Genomic DNA, 21,744 nt, shown 5'->3' with positions numbered 1-21,744 from the left:
CTGCTCACTTGCCTTTTCGTGCCCCGGCGGCAGCATGGGCGGGCCAGTTGAAAAGGCGCGATGCGCCGTAGCGTGAAGCAGGCGGGGGTATCGGATGAAGCACGCGTGGCCGCATTCCACTTTCCTTGGACGGCTGCGTAGCAGCACCTTGGAAGAACTCATGGGGCTGGGAACTCCGATGGTGTATCCCGCCCATCGCCAGCTGCTGCAGCAGGGGGACGAGAGTCGCCATGTCCTCTTGCTCACCCGTGGCGTGGCCAAGGTCGTCGCCAGTTCGGAGAGCGGTTACGAGATGCTGCTCGCCATCCGCGTGGGCGGTGATCTGATCGGCGAGATGGCGGCCTTCGAGGACCAGCCCCGTTCCGGCACCGTGATTGCGTGCAGCGAGATGTCTGCACGCATCATCCAGCTGACCGCGCTGGAGAGCTTCCTCGGCCGCCATCCGGACGCGATGCGCGCCATGCTGGCCATGCTGTGCGCGCGGCTGAGGTGGGCGAACCGGCGCCGTATGGATTTCCGCGCATACGACTCGCTGACCCGGCTTGCCCGCGTACTCGCCGAATTGAGCCAGGCGTATGGGAACGAAGTGCTGGACGGCAGCGCAAGGCGGCAAATTCTCGACGTAACCCTCAATCAGGCGGAACTTGCCTCACTCGCCGGGCTGGCCCTGCCGACGACGGAGAAGGCCCTTGCCTCGCTTTCCAAGCTCGGCCTGGTGGAGCGCAGCTATCGAAAGATAACCGTCTGTGACGTATCGAAGCTGCTTGTGTTCGCCAAAGTCTTTCAGGAAAACCCATATTGATACGGGATCAGTTCTCGGGTGCGCTCCTAGCCTCTCTGACGGCACTTCGCGGGAAGTGCCGTCAGAGAGAGGAATGGCTGGGTGGCCGAGTGGTCCGGGTTCTACCCCTGCACATGTATCGCCGTGGACGCGCAGGCGTACGGAGGCAACAACGATCGTAGGCAGTCCGAAATCCAGCACGATCTGCCGCGGATTCTTTCCCGCGCGGCCCGAGGAACCGGACTGGATCGTTCGCAGTGGCACATCCAGCCCAAGGGGGATGAAGAACTGGCCGTCCACCCCATGGACGGCACGGAACCGCGCCTCGTCGACGACTTCGTACGTCATCTCGTCGCCGAACTCCGTGAGTACAACGGCCTGCGGGTCCCCACCGCACGGATGAGGCTGCGGGCCGCCATCCACCACGGCCCGGTGGAGCTTGCCGACAACGGGTTCGCCGGATCGACGGTGGTGACCACCGCACGGCTGCTCAGCTCCCGCCACCTCTACGACGCCCTCCGGACGAACGAGGGCGCCGACCTCGCGCTGCTGCTCTCCGACGACGTCTACCGGTCCACGGTGGCGGGCGGCCACACCACCCTGTCCGCCGCGGACTTCCGCCGCGTCACCGTGCGGGAGAAGGAGTGCGAGGCCGTCGGGTGGCTCCAGGTCCCCGGGCACGAGGCGCCCCACCCGGCCGCCCACGGGCCGGCCGCGGAGCGGCCGCAGCCGCCCACGGACGGTGCGCCCGGCGACGGCTCCGCGGCGCGCCACGACTACCGGGGCGAGCAGATCAGCGTCAACCACTTCACCGCGCCCGTGGACCTGCGCGGAGGCGTCGTCGGCTTCGGGAGCGCGGGTGGCTGACGACGCCGGCGCCCCCGACCTCAGCGAACCTCCCGTACCCGGCCCGGAGGACGAGCTCCGCCAGGAGCAGCCGGAGGACGACGCTCCGGCGGACCGGACGGACGCCGGCGGTGCCTCCGGTGCCGACTGCGACGAGCGGAAGGAGCGGGAGGAGGACGGCAAGGGCTACGACGACCTCCGGCAGGTCCTGGGCCAGCGGGTCTACAACAACTTCTACGGGGTGGTGGACGCTTCCGGGGCGGCGTTCGGCTTCGGTGCGGCGGCCGCCCCCGGTCTGGCCCCGGGCTTCGTGGAGCCCGACGAGGTGGACCGGGCGCTGCGGTGCTACCTGTCGCCTCGGCCGTGCTTCGACGACGCGCTCGGCACGCTCCGTGCGGAGCACCTCGTGGTCCTGGCGGGTCCGGACAGCAGCGGACGCGGCGCAGGTGCGTTCGCCCTGCTTCAGCGAGTGCGGGGGGTGCACACCGGGCTGCGGAGCCTGTCCCCCGCCAATTCGCTGGCCGAACTTGCCGCATCGAGCGCCCTCAAGGCCGGTCAGGCGTACGTGATCCTCGACTACGTCGGCGAGATGAACGTCGATGCCGTGCAGGCCTTCGAGATCCGGCGGCTGAGCGAGGAGCTGCGCCGCAAGGGCTCGTACCTGGTGATCACCGCCCCTGAGGCCGCCCGGCGGCGGCTGGCCCTGAAGGACCACTGCGTGCCGTGGGCGGCACCGGACCCGCTGGAGCTGTTCCACCACTGCCGGCACCTGACCTCGCAGGCGGGCCTCCCCCCGGAGGTCGCGGAGGAACTGCAGGAGCGGGTGGCCGAACTGCGTCGGCCGGCGGACGTCGTCGCCGCGGTCACCGGACTCGCCGACGGCCCCGACGCCGCGCTGAAGATGCTGCGGGACAGCGAGCGGGAGCGGGTCCGCAACTGGTTCCGCACCGAACCGTCCGCCGGTGACCTGCTGCCGCTGGCGGCCCTCGCCTTCCTGGAGGGCATACCGGAGCGCAACTTCGAAAAGGCGTCCGTCCTGCTCGGCATGCACGTACGGGACTGGGAGCAGACCGGGGAGACGCCTGCCGCCGAGCCGGAGGCCACCGGGACGACGGCGCTGCGCGGCGTGACCTTCGAGCAAACCCGCGCGCGCTGGAAGGAGCGGGCCACCGGGCTCGTGCGGACGGAGCGGCGGGCCGGCCCGGGACAGGACCCCAGCCGCAGCGAGCGGCGCATCGTCTTCACCTCGCCCCGCGTCCGGGCGCTGGTCATCGGCGAACTGCACGACCTGTATGGGTATGAACTCTGGTACCCCGTACGGCAGTGGCTGAGCGAGCTGTCGCGGCTGGCGGACCTGGACGTTCGCACCGAGGTGGCGCGCGGGGTCGCGCTCTACGCACGGCATGCGCTCGCCGAGGTGGACGAGAACCTCCTCCGGGTATGGGCCGACGGCTTGGCCGCCCAGCGCGTGACCACCGCGCTCACCCTGCAGTTCATGTGCGACGACCAGCACCTGGCGCCGCAGGCGCTCAACCTGGCGCTGAGCTGGGCGGAGCGGAAAGGCCCGGCCCGTGCCGTGACGACGGCGATGGCCCTGACCGGCACCCTCGGCTCGCTCTACCGGCTCGAAGCCCTGAACTGGCTCTGGTTCCTGACACAGCGGGGCGAGCGGATGGCGTTCGCCGCCCGCCGCTCGCTGGTCCTGCTGCTGCAGACCGCCGAACAGGACCCCGAGCGGGCCCTGTTCACCCTCCGCTATGTGCGCACCCGGATCGCCGACACCGCTCAGCGCTCCAAAGCCCGCTCCCTGGCCCTGCGCACGACCGTCCAACTGCTGGAAGCGGAACGGCTGGAGGGCTCCGGTGTCCTTGCGGCGGCGCTGCTGCGCGACGTCCCGGGAAGCGCGCGCCAGCTGGGCCTGCTGTGGGTCAGCGTGCTGCTCAGCGTCTGCCGTCGCGGGGCCGTCCGTGCCCTGTGCCGCACCCTGGCGGACCTGCGCGACGACCCGTCGGCAGCCGCTGCCGTACGGGCCCTCGGCGAGGCGATGCGCAGCGCCATGACCCCCCGGCAATGGCAAGCGCTGGGAAACGACCTGCCCCACGCCTTGAGGCACCCGGAGTACGCGATCCCCGGCACCCGCCGGCTGGCGCAGGTGCTCCTGGGGTCGCTGAGGGGCTAGGGGGTGTGCCCGAAGACGGGCCTGGCCGACGGCCGACGAGCCGACCGCACGCCCTGGCCAACGGCCGATGAGCCAGCCCCTCCCCCCTCCCTACCTGTCCCTGTCCCTTCCCTCCAAGGAGGCTGAAGCAAGTGAACTACCCGGTAGTCGCCGAGCATGTGCTGGGCACCGTCCAGGGCAACTGGTGGTCGCGGCGCCGTCGCCGCGATGATGTCCCCCCGCTGCCGCCCGGCGCGGTCTACGTCTTCAGGGTCGGCGGCAACTACCGCCAGTTCCCCGAGGGCATGGTGTTCGACCCCTCCCACGCCGATGTGCTCGACGCGTCCTCGGTCAGCCTGGTGGACACCAGGGCACGCATGGTCGAGGTCGACCGCACCGTCCCCTCCGTGAGCGAGGCCGACCACTTCACGCTCCGTGCCTCCTTCGCCTGCCAGGTCACCGACCCCACGGTCGTCGCCCGCCAGGGCATCATCGATGTGACCGTGCCGCTGCGGGCCTATCTGGCGGGCGACAGCGAGCTGCCGAGGGTGAGCGCCGGCCACCGCGTGGAAGAGGTCAACGCGGTGCGCCGCGAGGTGAGTCACCGTATGACCGCATACAGCGCGATCGTGGCGCCGCGGGTCGCCGGGATGAGCGTCGAGTTCGTCAGTGCCGAGGTCCACGCCTCGGACGACCTGCGGACCTGGGAGCAGAAAATGCGCGACGAACGCCGCTCGCAGGAACTCCGCCGCGGCCAGCGTGACTTCGAGACCCAGGACACCCAGCGGATCGCCGAACTGCTCTCGCAGGGGTCCGACTACGCGGACGCCTTCGGGATCGCCAGGAACCGCATCGACGTGGCCCAGGCCGCGGCACGGATCCACCGGACCACGGACGAGGACGCGTCCCGGCGCCACCGGGCCGCCGACGAGGACCGGGCGCACGCCCGCGCCCGCGAGACCGCGGAAGCGCAGATGCGGCGCGACATGGTGCTCACCCTGCTGCGGCAGATGGGGGCGGCCGAGGACTACGTCGACTACCACCAGGTGCTCGAACAGGTACTGAGGGACGGCGGCGGCCCGGGCGTCCCGGCGGTGGGCCCGGGTCCGCAGAGCCCCGGATCCGAGGCGCCCCGGCGGCTGAACAGTGGCGCCGGCCGCCCGCAGGACGGCTTCGTGCAGGACGAGGACGATCTCGTTGACTGACTCCCCGACCCCCTACCGGGACGCTTTCGCGCGACTCGACCCCGCACGGCGGCTGCGCGCCCTGACCGGCGTCGACGAGGACCTCCTCGCCAAGGTCGGGTACGAACGGAGCAGGTACACCGCGCTCGGCGGCGTGGTGCTCGGCACCTCCGTCATCGCGGCGTTCTCCATGTGGAACTTCGCGACCGAGGCACTGGGCAGGGTGTCGCTGCTGGCCGTGATCCCGACCGTGATCTGGATGCTCTTCATCCTCAACCTGGACCGCTGGCTGGTCACCCCGCAGCCGAACGCCCGGCGTCGTGCCGGGCCGCTGCTGCTGCGCCTGCTGATCGCGTTGGTGCTCGGGGCCGTGGTCGCCGAGCCGCTGGTGCTGCGCATCTTCGCCACGGCCGTCGAGGAGCGCATCGCCGGCGAGCGGAACACCGACCTCGACCAGCTGCGCGGCAACCTGCTGCGCTGCAACCCCGTGCCGTCCGCGACCGAGGCCTCGTCGCCCGCGGGGTGCGGCCGGTACGTGCTGTCCTTCGGGGCCACCCCCGGCGGACAGTCCGACGAACTCTCCGCCCTGCGCGCGGAGTCCGGCGCCCTCCAGAAGCGGGTGGACCAGGACAACGACGCGCTGGACACCCTCGACGGCGAGGTGCGCAACGAGTGCCGGCGGCTGATCCGGATCGCCTCCACGGGGCTGTACTCGCGGACGTCCGAGTGCCTGCGGATGCGGGAGAAGGCGAAGGACTACCGGAGCACCCACCGCACCGGGGAGAACGAGCGGCGGCTGGCCGCGATGCACGGCCGCATCGCGGCGATGGAGGGCAAGGTGACGGCCTCGCGCGGCACCTTCCTGCAGGCCCGTGCCGCGGGCATCGAGCGGCGCCTCGCCAAGGAGCGGGCGAAGCAGAAGGAGATCGGCGTACTGGAGCGGATGGGGGCGCTGGACGGCCTCGCGGGCAAGAACACGGTGCTGTTCGCCGGCATATGGCTGGTCCGGGCGCTCTTCGTGCTCCTGGACGCGCTTCCGGTGCTGGTGAAGTTCCTGAGCGGGGAGAGCGCCTACGACCGGATGCTCACCAGCGAGAGCAACAGCGCCGTCAAGATCCACGGTGAGCAGGTGCGGCTCACCGAGCGCCGCGCCATGGCAGACATCGAAATCGCCCAGGAAGCCATCGAGCAGGAGGTCCGGCGCAGCCGCGCCGAGTCCGAGGCGGCCCACCGCGAGCTCGTGGCGACGGTGAACATCCGGCTCCGTAAGGCGGTGAACGGACTGGAGCAGGAACTCCGGAACACCTCGGGAGTCTGACCGCGACCGAGTACGGAGAAGGAGTACGGCCGCCCTGGCCTCGCCCGGGGCGGCCTCCTCGGTGTCCCACGGAGGGAGCAGGCATGACCACCCACAGGGGAGACGCGACGGCCGGCCACGGCGGAGCACTCATCCGCACCTTGATCACCGAGACCCGGGAGGAACTACAGAAGGCGGACAGCAAGGCGGGCATGATGCTGACCGCGCTGGGGGTCGCGCTGACCGCACTCCTCGGCGCGATCAGCGCCGGCGGCATCACCCCACAGCTCTACGCCCCGGTGCCGCAGGCGCTCTTCTGGACCGGCTGCGCGGCGTGGGTGCCGGCTCTCGTGCTGCTCGGACTGGCCGTGGCACCACGCCCCGGTACGCCCCAGCGGCGGCGTGCGCACTACTTCGGGGACGCGACCGTCACGGCCTCCGTCCGGCGGCTGGCTGCCGTCGTCCAACGGACCGATCCGGAGGACCGGGACCTGAACCAGTTCGTGACGCTGTCCCGCACGGTGTGGGTCAAGTACCGCTGCATACGCCACGGCATGGCCTGGGGAGCCGTATTCGTCGTGCTCACGTCGCTGGGACTGCTGACGGGGTCGTCGCTCTGAGCGCGCCGGCGAGGATCACCGCTGCGGCAGCCGGCGCTGCGCCCACAGCTTCACGTCCTTCCACTCGTGCGAGAGCTCCCCGAAGACGTCCCGCCCGTCGTCCGCCGCTTCCGCCACGAGGGCGGCGAGGTCCGGCGTCCGGCTCAGGAACAGTGGATCGCGGGCCCGTACGGCGACCCGCACGGCGAGGAAGGAGACCGGCGGCTCCGGGACGAGGCGGCCGCGGTGGTCGGTGACCTGATCGCCCACCGGGAACTTCCCGAACATCACCCCGACGGGGCCGTAGAGGTTCTTCAGGGCCCAGTGCGGCCACGCCAGCACCTCCCGGCCGGCGCCGATGACCGCGATGTTCTCGCAGACCAGCGCACCGCGGGGCCCGTTCAGCTGGGTCCGGACCCACTCCGCGGCCCGCACCCCCGCGTGGAACACCTCCGCCTCGACCTCCGGCGCTTCCCCGGCCGCCTCGTACACCGTCCACCCCGTCAGCCCGTGCTCCACGGAAGGGGCGAGATACGGGCAGTGGACGGACATCGCCTGCACGTACTCCGCGAAGTCCACCGTCGTGGGGCGGGTGGTGCGGCTCTCGACGAGGCGGAGGGCGCCGGCCGCGGGGCGGGGCGCTCCGTCCGTGTGCACGGTGGTCATCGGGCGGCCACCTCCTGCCGGGGGAGAGGGAGAGGGTGCACGAGATCAGCCCTTCGATCGATCGTTGCGGACGGAACGGGTACGTCCGGGCGGCCGCCGACGGCATCGGCGGCTGCCGGCGCTCAGCGGTCCCCGGCGCCGGCTCCGGTGCGGGGCGGGACGGTCAGCAGCGGCTTGTAATAGCCCTCGGGGTGCGGCTCGCCGATCAGCCGGCCCTCGGCCTCGACCCAGGCGTGGGCGGCGAAGGGGTGCGTCCGTACGCCGGTGCACCACGTCGGCCACACCCCGCGGGCCCGGCACAGCAGGGCGGTGGCGAGCGACCGCTGCAGACAGTTCTGCCCCGCACAGCGCAGGCTCACCGCGACCACCTGGTCGCGCGCCCGCTGCGCCTGTCCGGCATCTGCCGGCGCCGCACCACGGCGGGCGAATTCGAGCACGGCGCGCAGCCGCGCGGGCTTGAGGCGGGCGAGCGGCCGGGCGGCGCCGACGGCCAGCAGCGGCAGCAGGCGGCGCAGCAGCGGGAGCCGGGCCCGCTGGTCCAGTGCCATGGACTGGCTCATGAGGCCACCGTCAGCTCGGCGGTGCGCAGTTGCTCGATCACGGCGCCGACATCCTGCCGGGCCCGCTGCGGGTCGATGCCGTGCGCGGCGGCGAGGCCGTCGGCGATGCTCTCGGGGGTGTCCCCGTCCAGCAGGCGGTGCAGTACGCGGCTGCCGGTGACGTTGAGCTGCCAATAGCGGCCGGTGCGCTGATGCAGCAGCACCGTGCCGTCGTCGGTGTCCGTCATGGAGACGTCGGGATGGAGCCGCATACGGATCAGACCTCCGAGGGGACGGTGCCGTTGCCGGCACGGGGAAGGGTGCCGGGGCCGGACGTGGTGCGCAGCCAGGTCTCGCAGCCGAGCAGGCTCTCCAGCGCCTGGGCGGTGGTGTTGTCCGGCTGCGGCCCGCCCAGCCGCAGCCGGAGCGCGCCGGTGTCGATCAGGCCGCGGGCGGCCAGCTCGGAATCGGCGAAGAGGTCCAGGATGGCGGGCAGGTTGCGGCGCAGCCCCCTTCTGATGTCCTCGCCGAACTCGCCCTTGGTGGTCCGCGCCCGGATCCCGTCCGGCACGATGCCGTGCATCGCATCGGCCAGCAGGGGCTTGTACCGCCACGGTCCGGCGTGCTCGTGCGCCGGTACCCGGAGCACCGCGTCGATCACGGTGTCGTCCAGATACGGCATGTCCAGCTCCACACCGGACTCGGCGTACAGCCGCGCCAGCAACCGGTAACTGGCCGTGTTGGAGCGGATCATGAGCACCATCGTGTGGGTGGCGAGGTCCTCGGCGAGCGGCTGCGCCTGGTCGGCGGTCCGGCGCAGTGCCTCCCGCGCCAGCTCGACGCCCTCGGGGGTCATCCAGGGCGCCGCACGTACGGGCCCCAGACCCCAGCCCAGCGCCGGGCGCCGCAGCGGCGGCCGGGGCTCGGTCAGCAGCCCGGCCTGCTCCCGCCACCACGCGGGGAGACTTCCCGGCTGCGCGAGCTCGCCGAGCGTCGCCCTCAGCGGCCAGCGCTTCAGCGCGCAGTGCGCCCGTACGTGCTTGAGCGCCGTCACCGGATGACGGCGCATCAACTGATGCAGATAGGACGGCATCGGGGAGAACAACTCGTCGCCGCCGTGCCCGGCCAGATGCCGGCGCGAGCCGCGGTCCGCGAGCAGCCGGGCGCCCCGGCGGATCCGGGCCGTCGCGCGCGTCAGCGACAGGGGCTCCTCGGCGGACACCGCGATGGCGGGGTCGGCGAAGATGTCGGGGAGTTCGTGCTGCGGCACGACGAGGTGCTCGGCACGGTCGAGCAGCCGCGCCGCCTGCCCCGCGTAGACCGCGTCGTCATTGCCCGCGTCGGCCTCGCCCCAGCGGAAAGTCAGCAGCTCCGGGGTGTGCCGGGCCGCCAGAAAACACAGCGACGTCGAATCCAGCCCGCCGGACAGATCCGCACTCAACCGGCCTTCGCCAGGCGCTCGTCGGTCCACCACGGCGGTCAGGGTGTCCCGTACGGCCGCCGTCCCCTCCCTCAACGAACGGTCCGGCTCAGGCGGGCGCCACCACACCGCTTCCCGGTCCCGGTCGTCCTCCCACAGCAGACAGTTCTCCGGCGCGAGCGTGCCGATGCCCGACCACGCGCTGCGCGCGTTGGCCGGAAAGGGCACCTGCAAACCGCATGCGACGTGCAGCGCCAGCGTTTCCTCGTCCACCCCGGCACCGGTCATCGCCGCGAGCACATCGGACCGGTCCGCGGCGACCCGCACCCCGTTCACCCGGGTGTGGAAGACGCGACGCAGCCCGGAGGCGCTGCCCTGGAACCGGACGTGCCCGTCCACCGATGCCACGACGTGGCAGGACCCCAGCAGCGCGGGAACGGCCCGGTCCACGTCGGACAGCCGGGAGATACGGGCGGCAATCCGTGCCAGCCCGTCGTCGGTGACCGGACACGTGCCGCTCACGGCCAGACGTACCGGACCCGCCGAGGCCACCCTCACCTGACCGTGGGACCACTCGCCGACCAGCCACGGCCGTCCGGAGGCGTGCGCGATCACTCGGGCATGCGCGAACGGTACGAGCGCCCGGATCTCCGCGCCGTCCGCGGTGTCCGGCAGGACCACAAACCCAGTACTCAACTTCGCCATCCCCCCGCCGGTCCCCTGGCCGAAGCGCGCACCGGCGGGAGGCACCGAGTGCCTCGACGCGGCGGCAGGCCAGAGCCCTCATGAATGGAGAAGGAGACCGGGCTCCGCACAGGCAGGCCCGGTTCCCCCGTCGGTCAGTTACTACTGGCGGGACGATTTACCAGTAGTAGTTGAAGAACCAGTCGGGCGACGTGCCGTGCCAGTTGCCCAACGTGTCTTCGGTGAACTCGCCGACCTCGACGAGCATCGGCGGAATGTATTCCGTGGGTGTCTGCTCGGACTGCTCGGTCATTGCAACCTCCGATTTTTGCCATCAGCAATACGGACTTGCTGACAACGGAACCTAGCACCGGCCCGATCACCGCCTCTGTGGCATGAATCACACTCACCGCCCAGTGGAATACAGCGAGTTCGCAAGAAAACCTGCTCCCTGTATCCGCCACCCACAAAACGGAAGATGGAAAAAAGATCCCTACCCGGGGCCGAGCTACCCCACGTGAGTGAACGATGTGTCGGCGCGTGCGTGCCGACCCGGACGTCACAGGCAGGGCAACCGGCCGGGCGCCCGTCGCAGCAAGGACGGCCGGTCGCCCAACTGCCCGACGGCGTCAGCACAGTTCACGCCCAGAACGCAAGTGGCGGGACACACGCCTCAGGCCACAAGCCACAGACGCCAGCCCCTTAACTCCCCAGCCCCTGACCCTCAGGCCATTCTCTCCCGCCCAGGTGGCGTCAGTCCCGTGCGCGCCCTCCTGGAAAATCCCCGACCGGCCTCCAGGCCGAAAGGAAGGGCAACCATCGAACGGGAACCCCCGGAAAGCCCGTTCGATGGTTTACCGGCAGCCCACTCCAGGAATTCCGGGAATCAGGGACGTCGGAATGGGAGACGGGAACGGTCAGAAGCGCACCGTTCGATCCCGGGTAACTGTCGGGACGGCGAGCACGGCATCGAATGCCTCGGGGATCGGGGCGCACAGGCTGGAACTCTGGCTCCGGATCCGGTTGAGCAGCGGCACCCCATGGGCGTCGCGCGGCGACCGGCGCAGGTCGGTCAGTGTGATCCCGTCACCGAGACCCGCGTCGATGAGCGCGGCCTCGACGCTGCCGAACTCAGCCGGCTCCAGCTGAGCGTCGGCCAGGGTGAAGCCGACTCTGGCGCTTTCATCGGGATACATCTCCGGCACATGATCCGTGGTGTGGGTGACGGCCACCGAGCAGTAGTCCTCGCCGAGCATCCGCTGGAGGTGGTGGCCCATGGGCAGCGCGGTGAGGGCGCCGCCGAACGACGCAGGCGTCTTCTGGATGTGGGCATTGTGCGACACGAGCGCCATGCGGGTTCCTGGTGCGGCGCGATCCAGGTGCCAGCGCACCGATTCGGCCATGTATATCTCGCGCACCGACAGGTCGGCACCCGATCCTCGGCCGGAGAGCAGGGCGGCCATCGCATGGAACATGTAGTCGGTGTGGCACGCCGCTTCCACCCGGCGCCGGGCGATGTCGAAGCGGCGTTGGCTGCTTCGGCGGACGTAGAGCGGTTCGGCGCCCCGTAGCCGCAACAGCAGCCGCGCCAGCGCGGCGGTCAGCGCGTTCTGCTCGGCGGGGTCAAGGCGCGCCCACGCAGGCGCCGCCGCGGCGCCGGACCCGGATCCGTCGAGGAAGCGATCGCTGATCTCCAGGACCGTATCCAGGAGGGGCAAGGCGTCAGGGTCGACCTCGTGCAGATAGTCGGCCACCGGATCCAGCGCGGGCCGTAGTTGCCCGCCGGCTTCGGGAACGTCGATGCCGGCAAAGCGGAAGGGATGGCCGCTGGTGCGGTTGTGATGGCGCAGCCAGTGCATGAGGTCTGCGGCACCCCAATCGGCCGCGGCCGCACTCACCTTCGCCAGCCCGGCGTCGTCCCCCTCGCCCTGCAGCCACGGTTCGAGCCGGAAGGCTTCGCTGAAGCCGAATTCGAGGGCGAGGACGGTGAATCCGCAACGCTCGGCGAGGAATCGCAGCACCCGCTGGCGCGGGCGGGAGAACTCCTCGACGAAGTGGGCGTTCTCGCCCACGGCGACGACGCGGGCGCTGCCGACGATCTCCCGGAGCGGCTCAAGATCGTCCATGGGCTGGTGCGGATCAAGGGTGTTCAGTGTGGCGGCGTGCCCGCGAAACCAGTCGGCGAGCACGCCGCGGGAAGAAGGCTGATCAGGCATGGGAAGGCTCACTTCGTGCGTAAAGAGGTTCAGGAACGTTGCTCGTCCGCACAACGGACGAGCAACAACGCGACGCTGCATACGCGCAATCGACGCCGGGCCCCTCGGCCACCGGCGTGCTACGCCTGTCGATGAACCTCGTCAGAGGAATTTGCTGCCTACTGCCATGACCGCAGCGTAGAGCCGCCGCCCCTTCCCACGCAGGCGATTAAATCCAGCCACAACTGCTTCGATTGCCCTGGTGGGCCCGTCACTTGTGGGTCGCCGCCGGCGGGTGTGGCGTGGACCGCTCGATCAGGCCGTTGATCGGTGTATCGCTCTCTTTGGTCATCGGCATGGAGTAGTCCCCCACGGCCCAGTAAGCACCCGAACTGCCGCTCGGTTCCATGTCGTAGAAGGCGTAACGCGGAGACTCGTGGTCGCCGTCGGGTGCCAGTGCTCCCGGCATCTTGGTCCAACCGGTGCCGTCGTAATGCCAGAAGACCGGAGCGGCCGTGACCGGCTCGGTCCGGTCGGTGCCGGTGACCCACAGGCCGCCGTGGCCGTCGGATTCGATCTCCGTGAGCCAGAGGTCGGCGAGCGATCCGGTGACGTCTTTCCAGGCGCTGCCGTTCCAGTGCACGACGCTCGGAACGGGCGGGCCACCGTGGGAGCCTTGGGCCCACCCGGCCACGTAGACGCTCCCCCGGGATGCCACGGTGATCTTGGCGGTGTCCGTACCGGTCCGCACCGGGGGTGTCTCCATCAGTGTCCAGGTGGTCCCGTCCCAGTGGTAGATCACCGGGTGGCCGCCGTCCACCGGGTACTGCATGCCCGTCGCATAGGCATCATCCGCGGCCAGCGCGTCAATGTCCCGGATGTCGACGAGGTGCGGCAGCGCGAAGGTCTTCCAGGTGCCCTTGGCATACGTGTACAGGGACTTGCCGCCCTTGAAGAGCCGCCCGGGGACGGCCTTGATCGAGACCTCGGGCCAGGAGTCGTCGAAGGGGCCAGTGGTGGGCACCCGGGTCCAGCGCTTGCCGTCGTAGTGCACGAGCGCCTGCCCCCTGCCCGCCAGGCCGTAAGCCCAGACGTCGTCGGCGGACACCGCGCTGACCGACGACCACTCCTGAACCCGGGGAAGCCCGGGGGCAGCGTCCTCGCGCCACTTCTTCCCGTCCCAGCGCATGATGACGCCGTGCTGCGCCTTCCGGCCGACCGCCCAGGCCAGGTCGTCATGTACGGCGGAGACCGACAACAGGGACCCGGGGCTGTCTCCGGGGAACGAGACCTCCCAGCGGGGGGCTGCGCCGGCCGCCCCGGCCCCGTCCGCAGGAACCAGGGCAGCGGCAAGAGTCAGTGCGGCAGCGGCCGCGGTGCGTAACAGGCGACGGGCAAGCATCGGTGAGCGATCCTCCGCGGGAAGAGTTCTGCGCAAGTGGCCTTCGTACAGGCCGGAGCGCAGCTGGACGACGAGCCAGACCGGCTACGGCGTCGGAAGGTTGTAGTGAACGCGCCAGGCCTGCGCTCCCGACCCTGGGGGGCGTGGCCCGGCTCGGTGCCATGCGCATCACGGGTCCGATGCCGATGCTCCGGAAAGTCGTGCGGAAGATCGGAGACGCTCTCTGGGCGCCACCCCGGAGGCCGACTGAGACGAGAACGCGGACGAGAACCGGGGCGGAGAACCGCGAAGGGCCCCACCGCAAGCGGTGGGGCCCTTCGACGTTGTGCCCGGTGAGGCACTGGCGGAGGATACGAGATTCGAACTCGTGAGGGGTTGCCCCCAACACGCTTTCCAAGCGTGCGCCCTAGGCCACTAGGCGAATCCTCCGCCGCAAACAATACAAGACGTTGGGGAGTGCTCGCGAACATGATCCGGAGGAGGGGGTCCGGGAGAGGGTGGAGTGGGTCGGGGGAGGGGGTACGGGTCGTTTCTCGGGCGGGGAATCAGCTAGTGTGGTGCGCAGCCCCTCACGTGGCGCTATCTGACTGAACTCCCCCAGGGCCGGAAGGCAGCAAGGGTAGGTCGGCTCTGGCGGGTGCGTGGGGGGCGCTTGCGTTTGTGGGGCCGGTCGGTTGTCAGTGGGGCCCGATATCGTCGTATGCGTGTCGTCCCTTGCGCTGTACCGCCGCTACCGGCCCGAGACCTTCGCCGAGGTCATCGGGCAAGAGCACGTGACCGATCCGCTGCAGCAGGCATTGCGGAACAATCGGGTCAATCACGCCTATCTGTTCAGTGGGCCGCGTGGTTGCGGCAAGACGACGAGTGCGCGGATCCTGGCGCGCTGCCTCAACTGTGAGCAAGGTCCCACTCCCACCCCCTGCGGGACGTGCCAGTCGTGTGTGGACCTGGCCAGGAACGGCCGGGGCTCGATCGATGTGATCGAGATCGACGCGGCGTCGCACGGTGGCGTCGACGACGCCCGTGAGCTGCGCGAGAAGGCGTTCTTCGGGCCGGCCAGCAGCCGGTACAAGATCTACATCATCGACGAGGCGCACATGGTGACCTCGGCGGGCTTCAACGCCCTGCTCAAGGTCGTCGAGGAGCCGCCGGAGCATCTGAAGTTCATCTTCGCGACCACCGAGCCCGAGAAGGTCATCGGGACGATCCGGTCGCGTACGCATCACTACCCGTTCCGGCTGGTGCCGCCGGGGACGCTGCGGGAGTACCTGGCAGAGGTGTGCGGCCGGGAGGACATCCCGGTCGAGGACGGGGTGCTGCCGCTGGTGGTGCGGGCCGGCGCCGGGTCGGTGCGGGACTCGATGTCCGTGATGGACCAGCTGCTCGCCGGCGCCGGTGCGGACGGTGTGACATATGCCATGGCGACGGCGCTGCTGGGCTACACCGACGGATCGCTGCTGGATTCGATCGTGGAGGCCTTCGCCGCGGGGGACGGCGCGGCGGCCTTCGAGGTCGTGGACCGGGTCATCGAGGGCGGCAACGACCCCCGGCGCTTCGTGGCGGATCTGCTGGAGCGGCTGCGGGATCTGGTGATTCTGGCGGCCGTGCCGGACGCGGGGGAGAAGGGGCTGATCGATGCCCCCGCCGATGTGGTGGAGCGGATGACGGCGCAGGCGTCCGTCTTCGGGGCGGCGGAGCTGAGCCGGGCCGCCGACCTGGTCAATACGGGCCTGACGGAGATGCGCGGGGCGACCTCGCCGCGGCTGCAGCTGGAGCTGATCTGCGCGCGGGTGCTGCTGCCGGCGGCGTACGACGACGAGCGGTCGGTGCAGGCGCGGCTGGACCGCCTGGAGCGCGGCGCGGGTGCTGCGCTGCTGGGCGGGGCCGGCGGCACGGGCGGCGGTGCGGGCTCCGGGGGAGAGCTCGGGCCCGGGGCCGCGCCGGTGGTGGCATCCGGTGGCGGGCCGGCAGCGGGCTATGTCCCGGGGCCGGAGGCTCATCCGGCGATGCCGGCCGGAGGCCCGTCCGGTCCGGCCGCGGCGCGAGCCGCGGTGCGGGGCGCGACGAGCGCCGGCCAGGGCGGCGGTGCCCCCGCCCCGGCCGCTCCGGGGGCGCAGACGGCAGGAACGGGGGCGTCTGGCGGCCCGGGGGCCGGGCCTGGCGGGGAGCAGCACGGCGGAGGCGCGGGGGCGCCGCAGGGCGCCCCGGCGGAGGCGCAGCAGCCCCCTGGGCAGGACGGCGGCAGCGCGGGTGCCGGTGCGGCGGCCCGGCCCGGGGCCTGGCCGGGCAGCACGAGCAGGGCCAACGGCGCCGACAGCGGAAGCGGAGCGGCCGGCGGGGGCGCCGGACGGCAGCCCGGCGGCTGGCCCACGGCCGTGGCACCGGGGCAGGGCGGCGCGCCCGCCCCCTCCGCGCCCGCCCCGTCCGCGCCCCCCGCCCCGTCCGGACCCCCGGCCGGCCCGCCCGCGCCCGCATCGCCGCAGCCCCCGCAGGCCGCCGGTACGGCCCCGGGAGCGGCGCAGGGTGCCGCTCAGGTACGGCAGATGTGGCCGGACATCCTGGAAGCGGTGAAGGACCGCCGGCGCTTCACCTGGATCCTGCTGAGCCAGAACGCCCAGGTCTCCGGCTTCGACGGCACGACGCTGCAGATCGGCTTCCCCAATGCCGGCGCCCGCGACAGCTTCGCCAACGGCGGAAGCGAGGACGTCCTCAAGGACGTGCTGGCCGAGCGGTTCCAGGTGCAGTGGCGGGTCGAGGCGATCGTCGACCCGTCGGGCGGCGCCAGTCCGCCGGCCGGCGGTGCCCCCCGTAGTGGCGGTGGCGGCTTCGGCGGCGGAGCCCCCGCCGCACCCCAGCAGGGCGCCCCGCAGCCGCCGCCCCAGCAGAGCGGCCCGGCCGCGCCCCCGTCGTCCGGGGGCCGGTACGGAGCGGGCGGCGAAGGGTCCGGCGGTGGCGGCAGCCAGGGCGCGCGGATGGCCCGGGAGGCCGTGTCGCCGGCGGCGTCCGCGGGCGGCGCCCAGGGCGGGCCCGTGGCGGAGCCCTCGTACACGCCGCCGGAGCCCCCGCCGACGTCGATCGAGTACGACATGCCGGCCGAGGACGACGCCGATCTCGTCGACTCCGCGCTCAGCGGTCACGACCTGATCGTCCGCGAGCTCGGCGCGACGGTGCTGGAAGAGTTCAACAACGAGTAGACGGCGCCCACAAGCGCCCCGGGCGGGCCGCAAAGCAGGTCAGCGGATGTCCACCGGGCGTACACCCGTGCTCCTCCCTACGGCGTAGGGCGCGGGGCCCGTGAAACACGTAGGCTCGGGCTACCGCACCAATCGTTGTCGTATGGCAGGAGTCACGTCGTGATCCCCGGTGGTCAGCCCAATATGCAGCAGCTGCTTCAGCAGGCCCAGAAGATGCAGCAGGATCTCGCGGCCGCCCAGCAGGAGCTCGCGGAGACACCCGTCGAGGGTTCCGCGGGCGGCGGCCTGGTCAAGGCCACGGTGACCGGCTCCGGTGAACTCACGGGCCTGGTCATCGACCCCAAGGCGGTCGACACCGACTCCGCGGAGGAGACGGCCGAGACGATCGCCGACCTCGTCCTGGCGGCGGTCCGGGACGCCAACGCCAGCGCCCAGCAGCTGCAGCAGCAGAAGCTCGGTCCGCTCGCCCAGGGTCTGGGCGGTGGCGGAATCCCGGGTCTCCCCTTCTGAGGAGTAGCCAACTAGCGTACGCAGCACGGCAGAAGAGAAAGAAGACGTTCCGTGTATGAAGGCGTGGTCCAGGACCTGATCGACGAGCTGGGCAGGCTGCCCGGCGTCGGTCCCAAGAGCGCGCAGCGGATCGCCTTCCACATTCTTCAGGCCGAGCCGACCGATGTCCGCCGGCTCGCGAACGCGCTGATGGAGGTCAAGGCGAAGGTCCGGTTCTGCAGCGTCTGCGGCAACGTGGCGCAGGAGGAGCAGTGCCGGGTCTGCCTGGATCCGAGGCGCGATCCGGCGGTCATCTGCGTCGTGGAGGAGCCCAAGGACGTCGTGGCGATCGAGCGGACGCGCGAGTTCCGCGGTCGCTACCACGTCCTCGGTGGGGCGATCAGCCCGATCGAGGGCGTGGGCCCCGACGACCTGCGGATCAGGGAACTGCTGGCCAGGCTCGCGGACGGCACCGTCACCGAGCTGATTTTGGCCACCGACCCGAATCTGGAGGGCGAGGCCACGGCCACCTATCTGGCCCGCATGATCAAACCCATGGGCCTGAGAGTGACGCGACTGGCGAGCGGACTGCCGGTCGGGGGCGATCTGGAGTACGCAGATGAGGTCACGCTCGGGCGGGCCTTCGAAGGGAGGAGACTTCTCGATGTCTGATGCCACGCTGCACAACGCGACACAGGACCCGGACGACTTCGCCGTATCGATCTCCGACTCGATCGAGAGTTTCATCGTCGCGGTGACCGAGGTCGCCAAGGGCGACGAGCCGGACAGTGCGGTGCCCTTCCTGCTGCTGGAGATCTCCCAGCTGCTGCTCACCGGCGGCCGTCTGGGCGCCCACGAGGACTTCGTCCCCGACGAGCGGTACGAGACGGACACCGGCCCGGAACCGGACGTCGACGAGCTGCGCGAGCGCTTTGCGACCCTGCTCGACCCGGTGGACGTCTATTCCGAGGTCTTCGACCCGTATGTGCCGCGCAGCGAGCCGGTCGCCAGCCGGATCTCCGACGACCTGGCCGACATCATCACCGATCTGCGCCACGGCCTGGCGCACTACCGGGCGGGCCGGGTCAGCGAGGCCCTGTGGTGGTGGCAGTTCTCCTACCTCTCCAACTGGGGCCCGACCGCCTCGGCCGCACTGCGCGCGCTGCAGTCGCTGGTCGCCCACGTACGCCTCGACCAGCCGCTGGTCGAGCTGGACGGCCTGGACACCGACAGCGACGTCACCGGCGACGAGGAGCAGCTCGCCGAGGAGGCCGGGAAGGTCATGGCGGCGGAGATCGCGGCGCCGCTGGGGCTGCGGGGAAGCTGAGCCCGGGGGCGGCCGCCGCGGCCGGGCACGACCCGGCCGTCGCCCGCCGCCGGGGCGCACGAGGCGCCTGACGCCAGCTGCCCCGTGATGCCTCGCGCCGTGGCCGGAGCCTGTGAGCTGGGTTACGTTTTCGTGTGTACCGGCCTGGAGCGGGCATGTGCTCGCCGAGCAGGCGCAACGGTGCGCCGTGTGGATACCGCCCGCGGGACGCGGAACTCACGAGTTCAGGTGGCCATGGTGATCAAGGCGATCACGGTGGTCAAACAGTGAGTCGCGTGTCTCACGATGCGATATCAGCAGGGCGGATTCCGCTTGCTCGTTAGACTGAGCCGACCGCAGTACCCCCATTTCCGGGGGTCCGGGAGGAAACTCCCGATGAGACAGTTGCGAGGAGCGCACGTGGGCCTTGTCGTGCAGAAGTACGGCGGCTCATCCGTTGCGGATGCCGAGGGCATCAAGCGCGTTGCCAAGCGAGTCGTCGAGGCCAAGAAGAACGGCAACCAGGTTGTCGTAGTGGTTTCGGCGATGGGCGACACGACGGACGAGCTGATCGATCTCGCGCAGGAAGTGTCCCCGATTCCGTCGGGGCGCGAGTTCGACATGCTGCTGACCGCCGGAGAGCGGATCTCCATGGCCCTGCTGGCGATGGCGATCAAAAACCTCGGTCACGAGGCGCAGTCCTTCACCGGTAGCCAGGCCGGTGTCATCACCGACTCCGTGCACAACAAGGCACGGATCATCGATGTCACGCCGGGCCGGATCAAGACCTCCGTCGACGAGGGCAATATCGCCATCGTCGCCGGCTTCCAGGGCGTGTCCCAGGACAAGAAGGACATCACGACGCTGGGGCGCGGCGGGTCGGACACGACCGCCGTCGCGCTGGCGGCCGCCCTGGACGCCGACGTCTGTGAGATCTACACCGATGTGGACGGTGTCTTCACCTCCGACCCGCGGGTCGTGAAGAAGGCCCGGAAGATCGACTGGATCTCCTTCGAGGACATGCTGGAGCTGGCCAGCTCCGGCTCCAAGGTGCTGCTGCACCGCTGCGTCGAGTACGCACGCCGTTACAACATCCCGATCCACGTCCGCTCGTCCTTCTCGGGGCTGCAGGGCACGTGGGTCAGCAACGAACCGCAAGGGGACCAGCCGATGGAGCAGGCAATCATCTCGGGCGTCGCACATGACACCTCCGAGGCGAAGGTCACGGTCGTCGGAGTCCCGGACAAGCCGGGCGAGGCCGCGCGCATCTTCCGTGCGATCGCGGACTCCGAGGTCAACATCGACATGGTCGTGCAGAACGTGTCCGCCGCGTCGACCGGTCTGACCGACATCTCCTTCACGCTGCCCAAGACGGAGGGCCGCAAGGCCGTCGCGGCCCTGGAGAAGACCCGTGCGGCGGTCGGCTTCGACTCGCTGCGCTACGACGACCAGATCGCCAAGATCTCGCTCGTCGGCGCGGGGATGAAGACCAACCCGGGCGTCACGGCGACCTTCTTCGAGGCGCTGTCGAACGCGGGCGTGAACATCGAGCTCATCTCGACCTCCGAGATCCGCATCTCGGTGGTCACCCGCGCCGATGACGTGAACGAGGCCGTGCGCGCCGTCCACACCGCTTTCGGTCTCGACACCGACAGTGATGAAGCCGTGGTCTATGGCGGCACCGGGCGATGATTCCGGCCGAGGCGGGCCGTCCGTCCCACGCTGACACGGCGGGGGCGGACGCCCGCCCGGCCGCCCGGCCGCAGCTCGCCGTCGTCGGTGCCACGGGCGCCGTCGGCGGCGTTCTGCTGGGCATCCTCTCCGAGCGGGCCGACATCTGGGGCGAGATCCGGCTGATCGCCTCGCCCCGCTCGGCCGGCCGCAAGCTGACCGTCCGAGGTGCGGAGGTCGAGGTCGTCGCGCTGAGCGAGGAGGCCTTCGACGGTATCGACGTCGCGATGTTCGACGTCCCCGACGAGGTCTCCGCGCGCTGGGCGCCGGTCGCCGCGGCCAAGGGCGCGGTGGTCGTGGACAACTCCGGCGCGTTCCGGATGGACCCGGACGTGCCGCTGGTCGTCCCCGAGGTCAATGCACATACGGCGCGGGTGCGCCCGCGCGGCATCATCGCCAACCCGAACTGCACGACGCTCTCGATGATCGTCGCGCTCGGGGCGCTGCATGCCGAGTACGGGCTGAGCGAGCTGATCGTCTCCTCCTACCAGGCCGTTTCCGGAGCGGGGAAGGCCGGCATCGACACCTTGCGGGGGCAGCTGTCCGCGGTGTCCGGTACGGAACTGGGGACCACGCCCGGCGATGTGCGGCGGGCCGCCGGGGGCACGCTGGGGCCGTTCCCGGCGCCGATCGCGCTCAATGTGGTGCCCTGGGCCGGCTCGCTCCAGGAGGACGGCTGGTCCTCCGAGGAACTCAAGATCCGCAACGAGTCCCGCAAGATCCTCGGGCTGCCGGACCTGCCGGTCACCGCGACCTGCGTACGGGTGCCGGTGATCACGACCCACTCGCTGTCCGTGCACGCCCGCTTCGAGAACGAGGTCACGGTCGCCGGCGCACACGAGATCCTGGCCGCGGCGCCCGGAGTGGTCCTGTGCGACGAGCCGGCCGAGGACGAGTACCCCACCCCGTCCGATGTCGTCGGTACGGATCCGACCTGGGTCGGGCGGGTGCGCCGTTCGCTGGACGATCCGCGGGCGCTGGAGCTGTTCGTGTGCGGCGACAATCTGCGCAAGGGAGCGGCGCTGAACACCGCGCAGGTCGCGGAGCTGGTGGCGGCGGAGCTGCGGGGGCGGGAGTCCCGGAGGTAGAGGGGTGCGGGCTCGCGGAGCCTAGGGGCCTGTGGCGTACGCGACTTGGCGGGATCGGGCGCCGTGCGCCGACCGCCTGGGAGATACTTTGTGGGGCGTGTGAAGATCCTGTGAGCGAATCGCCAGTCCTCACCTCTTGATCTGGGCTGACGATCTGTTCGACCA

The 21,744-nt window shown here is 70.8% G+C and carries 19 protein-coding genes, 1 tRNA gene and 1 other RNA gene; 13 read left to right on the top strand and 8 right to left on the bottom strand.

The genetic code is table 11. The annotated features are described in order from the left end of the window. Nucleotides 1-94: 94 nt before the first annotated feature. From CPH93_RS15710 to CPH93_RS15685, 6 genes are all read left to right on the top strand, one after another. Nucleotides 95-802, top strand: coding sequence for a Crp/Fnr family transcriptional regulator (locus tag CPH93_RS15710; RefSeq protein WP_231977357.1), 708 nt, complete (start codon nt 95-97; stop codon nt 800-802). Nucleotides 803-883: 81 nt separating this feature from the next. Then, nucleotides 884-1,648 (top strand): hypothetical protein, encoded by a 765-nt coding sequence (locus tag CPH93_RS15705; RefSeq protein WP_096213210.1) that lies wholly within the window; start codon nt 884-886, stop codon nt 1,646-1,648. Continuing rightward, nucleotides 1,641-3,806 (top strand): hypothetical protein, encoded by a 2,166-nt coding sequence (locus CPH93_RS15700; protein WP_096213209.1) that lies wholly within the window; start codon nt 1,641-1,643, stop codon nt 3,804-3,806. Before CPH93_RS15705 ends, CPH93_RS15700 begins: the two co-directional genes overlap by 8 nt. A gap of 131 nt (nt 3,807-3,937) precedes the next feature. Beyond that, nucleotides 3,938-4,990, top strand: a complete 1,053-nt coding sequence (locus CPH93_RS15695; protein ID WP_096213208.1) for a hypothetical protein — start codon at nt 3,938-3,940, stop codon at nt 4,988-4,990. Then, a complete protein-coding gene (locus tag CPH93_RS15690) occupies nt 4,983-6,287 on the top strand; it encodes a DUF4407 domain-containing protein (RefSeq protein WP_096213207.1) in 1,305 nt (434 codons plus the stop codon). Before CPH93_RS15695 ends, CPH93_RS15690 begins: the two co-directional genes overlap by 8 nt. An 83-nt stretch (nt 6,288-6,370) precedes the next feature. Further along, complete coding sequence (locus tag CPH93_RS15685) at nt 6,371-6,886, top strand: Pycsar system effector family protein (RefSeq protein WP_096213206.1); 516 nt, start codon at nt 6,371-6,373, stop codon at nt 6,884-6,886. A 15-nt stretch (nt 6,887-6,901) separates the two neighbouring features. Here the strand turns inward: CPH93_RS15685 and CPH93_RS15680 are convergent, their stop codons facing one another. The 8 genes from CPH93_RS15680 to CPH93_RS15650 all read right to left on the bottom strand — a co-directional run bounded on the left by CPH93_RS15680 (nt 6,902) and on the right by CPH93_RS15650 (nt 14,200). Then, entirely contained in the window at nt 6,902-7,531 is a 630-nt protein-coding gene (locus tag CPH93_RS15680) for a hypothetical protein (protein ID WP_093484345.1), read from the bottom strand. A gap of 122 nt (nt 7,532-7,653) precedes the next feature. After that, on the bottom strand, nt 7,654-8,091 hold the full coding sequence (locus CPH93_RS15675; protein ID WP_173909820.1) for a lasso peptide biosynthesis B2 protein: 438 nt from the start codon (nt 8,089-8,091) through the stop codon (nt 7,654-7,656). Further along, nucleotides 8,088-8,342: a lasso peptide biosynthesis PqqD family chaperone gene (locus CPH93_RS15670; RefSeq protein WP_093484347.1), complete on the bottom strand. Its 255-nt coding sequence runs from the start codon at nt 8,340-8,342 to the stop codon at nt 8,088-8,090. Before CPH93_RS15670 ends, CPH93_RS15675 begins: the two co-directional genes overlap by 4 nt. A 5-nt stretch (nt 8,343-8,347) precedes the next feature. After that, the gene (locus tag CPH93_RS15665; RefSeq protein WP_096213204.1) at nt 8,348-10,171 is read right to left on the bottom strand and encodes a lasso peptide isopeptide bond-forming cyclase; all 1,824 of its coding nucleotides are present in this window, start codon (nt 10,169-10,171) and stop codon (nt 8,348-8,350) included. Nucleotides 10,172-10,352: 181 nt separating this feature from the next. Next, on the bottom strand, nt 10,353-10,487 hold the full coding sequence (locus tag CPH93_RS35425; protein ID WP_107452766.1) for a lasso RiPP family leader peptide-containing protein: 135 nt from the start codon (nt 10,485-10,487) through the stop codon (nt 10,353-10,355). Nucleotides 10,488-11,091: 604 nt separating this feature from the next. Continuing rightward, nucleotides 11,092-12,390 carry an erythromycin esterase family protein gene (locus tag CPH93_RS15660; RefSeq protein WP_096213203.1) on the bottom strand — a complete coding sequence of 433 codons (1,299 nt, stop codon included), beginning with the start codon at nt 12,388-12,390 and terminating at the stop codon, nt 11,092-11,094. A gap of 250 nt (nt 12,391-12,640) precedes the next feature. Further along, nucleotides 12,641-13,771, bottom strand: coding sequence for a hypothetical protein (locus tag CPH93_RS15655; RefSeq protein WP_096213202.1), 1,131 nt, complete (start codon nt 13,769-13,771; stop codon nt 12,641-12,643). A 341-nt stretch (nt 13,772-14,112) separates the two neighbouring features. After that, nucleotides 14,113-14,200: transfer RNA gene (locus tag CPH93_RS15650), tRNA-Ser, on the bottom strand. 131 nt (nt 14,201-14,331) lie between these two features. On the opposite strand from CPH93_RS15650, the gene ffs reads away from it, so the two are divergent. From ffs to CPH93_RS15615, 7 genes are all read left to right on the top strand, one after another. Next, an RNA gene (gene ffs, locus CPH93_RS15645) (signal recognition particle sRNA small type) lies at nt 14,332-14,430 on the top strand. A gap of 45 nt (nt 14,431-14,475) precedes the next feature. After that, entirely contained in the window at nt 14,476-16,965 is a 2,490-nt protein-coding gene (locus CPH93_RS15640; RefSeq protein ID WP_096213201.1) for a DNA polymerase III subunit gamma and tau, read from the top strand. 159 nt (nt 16,966-17,124) lie between these two features. Next, a complete protein-coding gene (locus CPH93_RS15635; protein ID WP_093484352.1) occupies nt 17,125-17,475 on the top strand; it encodes a YbaB/EbfC family nucleoid-associated protein in 351 nt (116 codons plus the stop codon). Between the two features lie 51 nt (nt 17,476-17,526). Then, entirely contained in the window at nt 17,527-18,126 is a 600-nt protein-coding gene (gene recR, locus CPH93_RS15630; protein WP_006604196.1) for a recombination mediator RecR, read from the top strand. Next, complete coding sequence (locus CPH93_RS15625) at nt 18,119-18,781, top strand: DUF5063 domain-containing protein (protein ID WP_093484353.1); 663 nt, start codon at nt 18,119-18,121, stop codon at nt 18,779-18,781. The genes recR and CPH93_RS15625 overlap by 8 nt, the downstream gene beginning before the upstream one ends. Nucleotides 18,782-19,180: 399 nt before the next feature. After that, a complete protein-coding gene (locus tag CPH93_RS15620) occupies nt 19,181-20,452 on the top strand; it encodes an aspartate kinase (protein ID WP_093484354.1) in 1,272 nt (423 codons plus the stop codon). Beyond that, entirely contained in the window at nt 20,449-21,579 is a 1,131-nt protein-coding gene (locus tag CPH93_RS15615) for an aspartate-semialdehyde dehydrogenase (protein ID WP_096213200.1), read from the top strand. Before CPH93_RS15620 ends, CPH93_RS15615 begins: the two co-directional genes overlap by 4 nt. Nucleotides 21,580-21,744 lie beyond the last annotated feature (165 nt).

The organism is Streptomyces sp. 2323.1, from assembly GCF_900221035.1.
Lineage (GTDB): Bacteria > Actinomycetota > Actinomycetes > Streptomycetales > Streptomycetaceae > Streptomyces > Streptomyces sioyaensis.
Note: the sequence above shows the minus strand (reverse complement) of the source record. Positions and strands in the feature narration are given on the sequence as shown.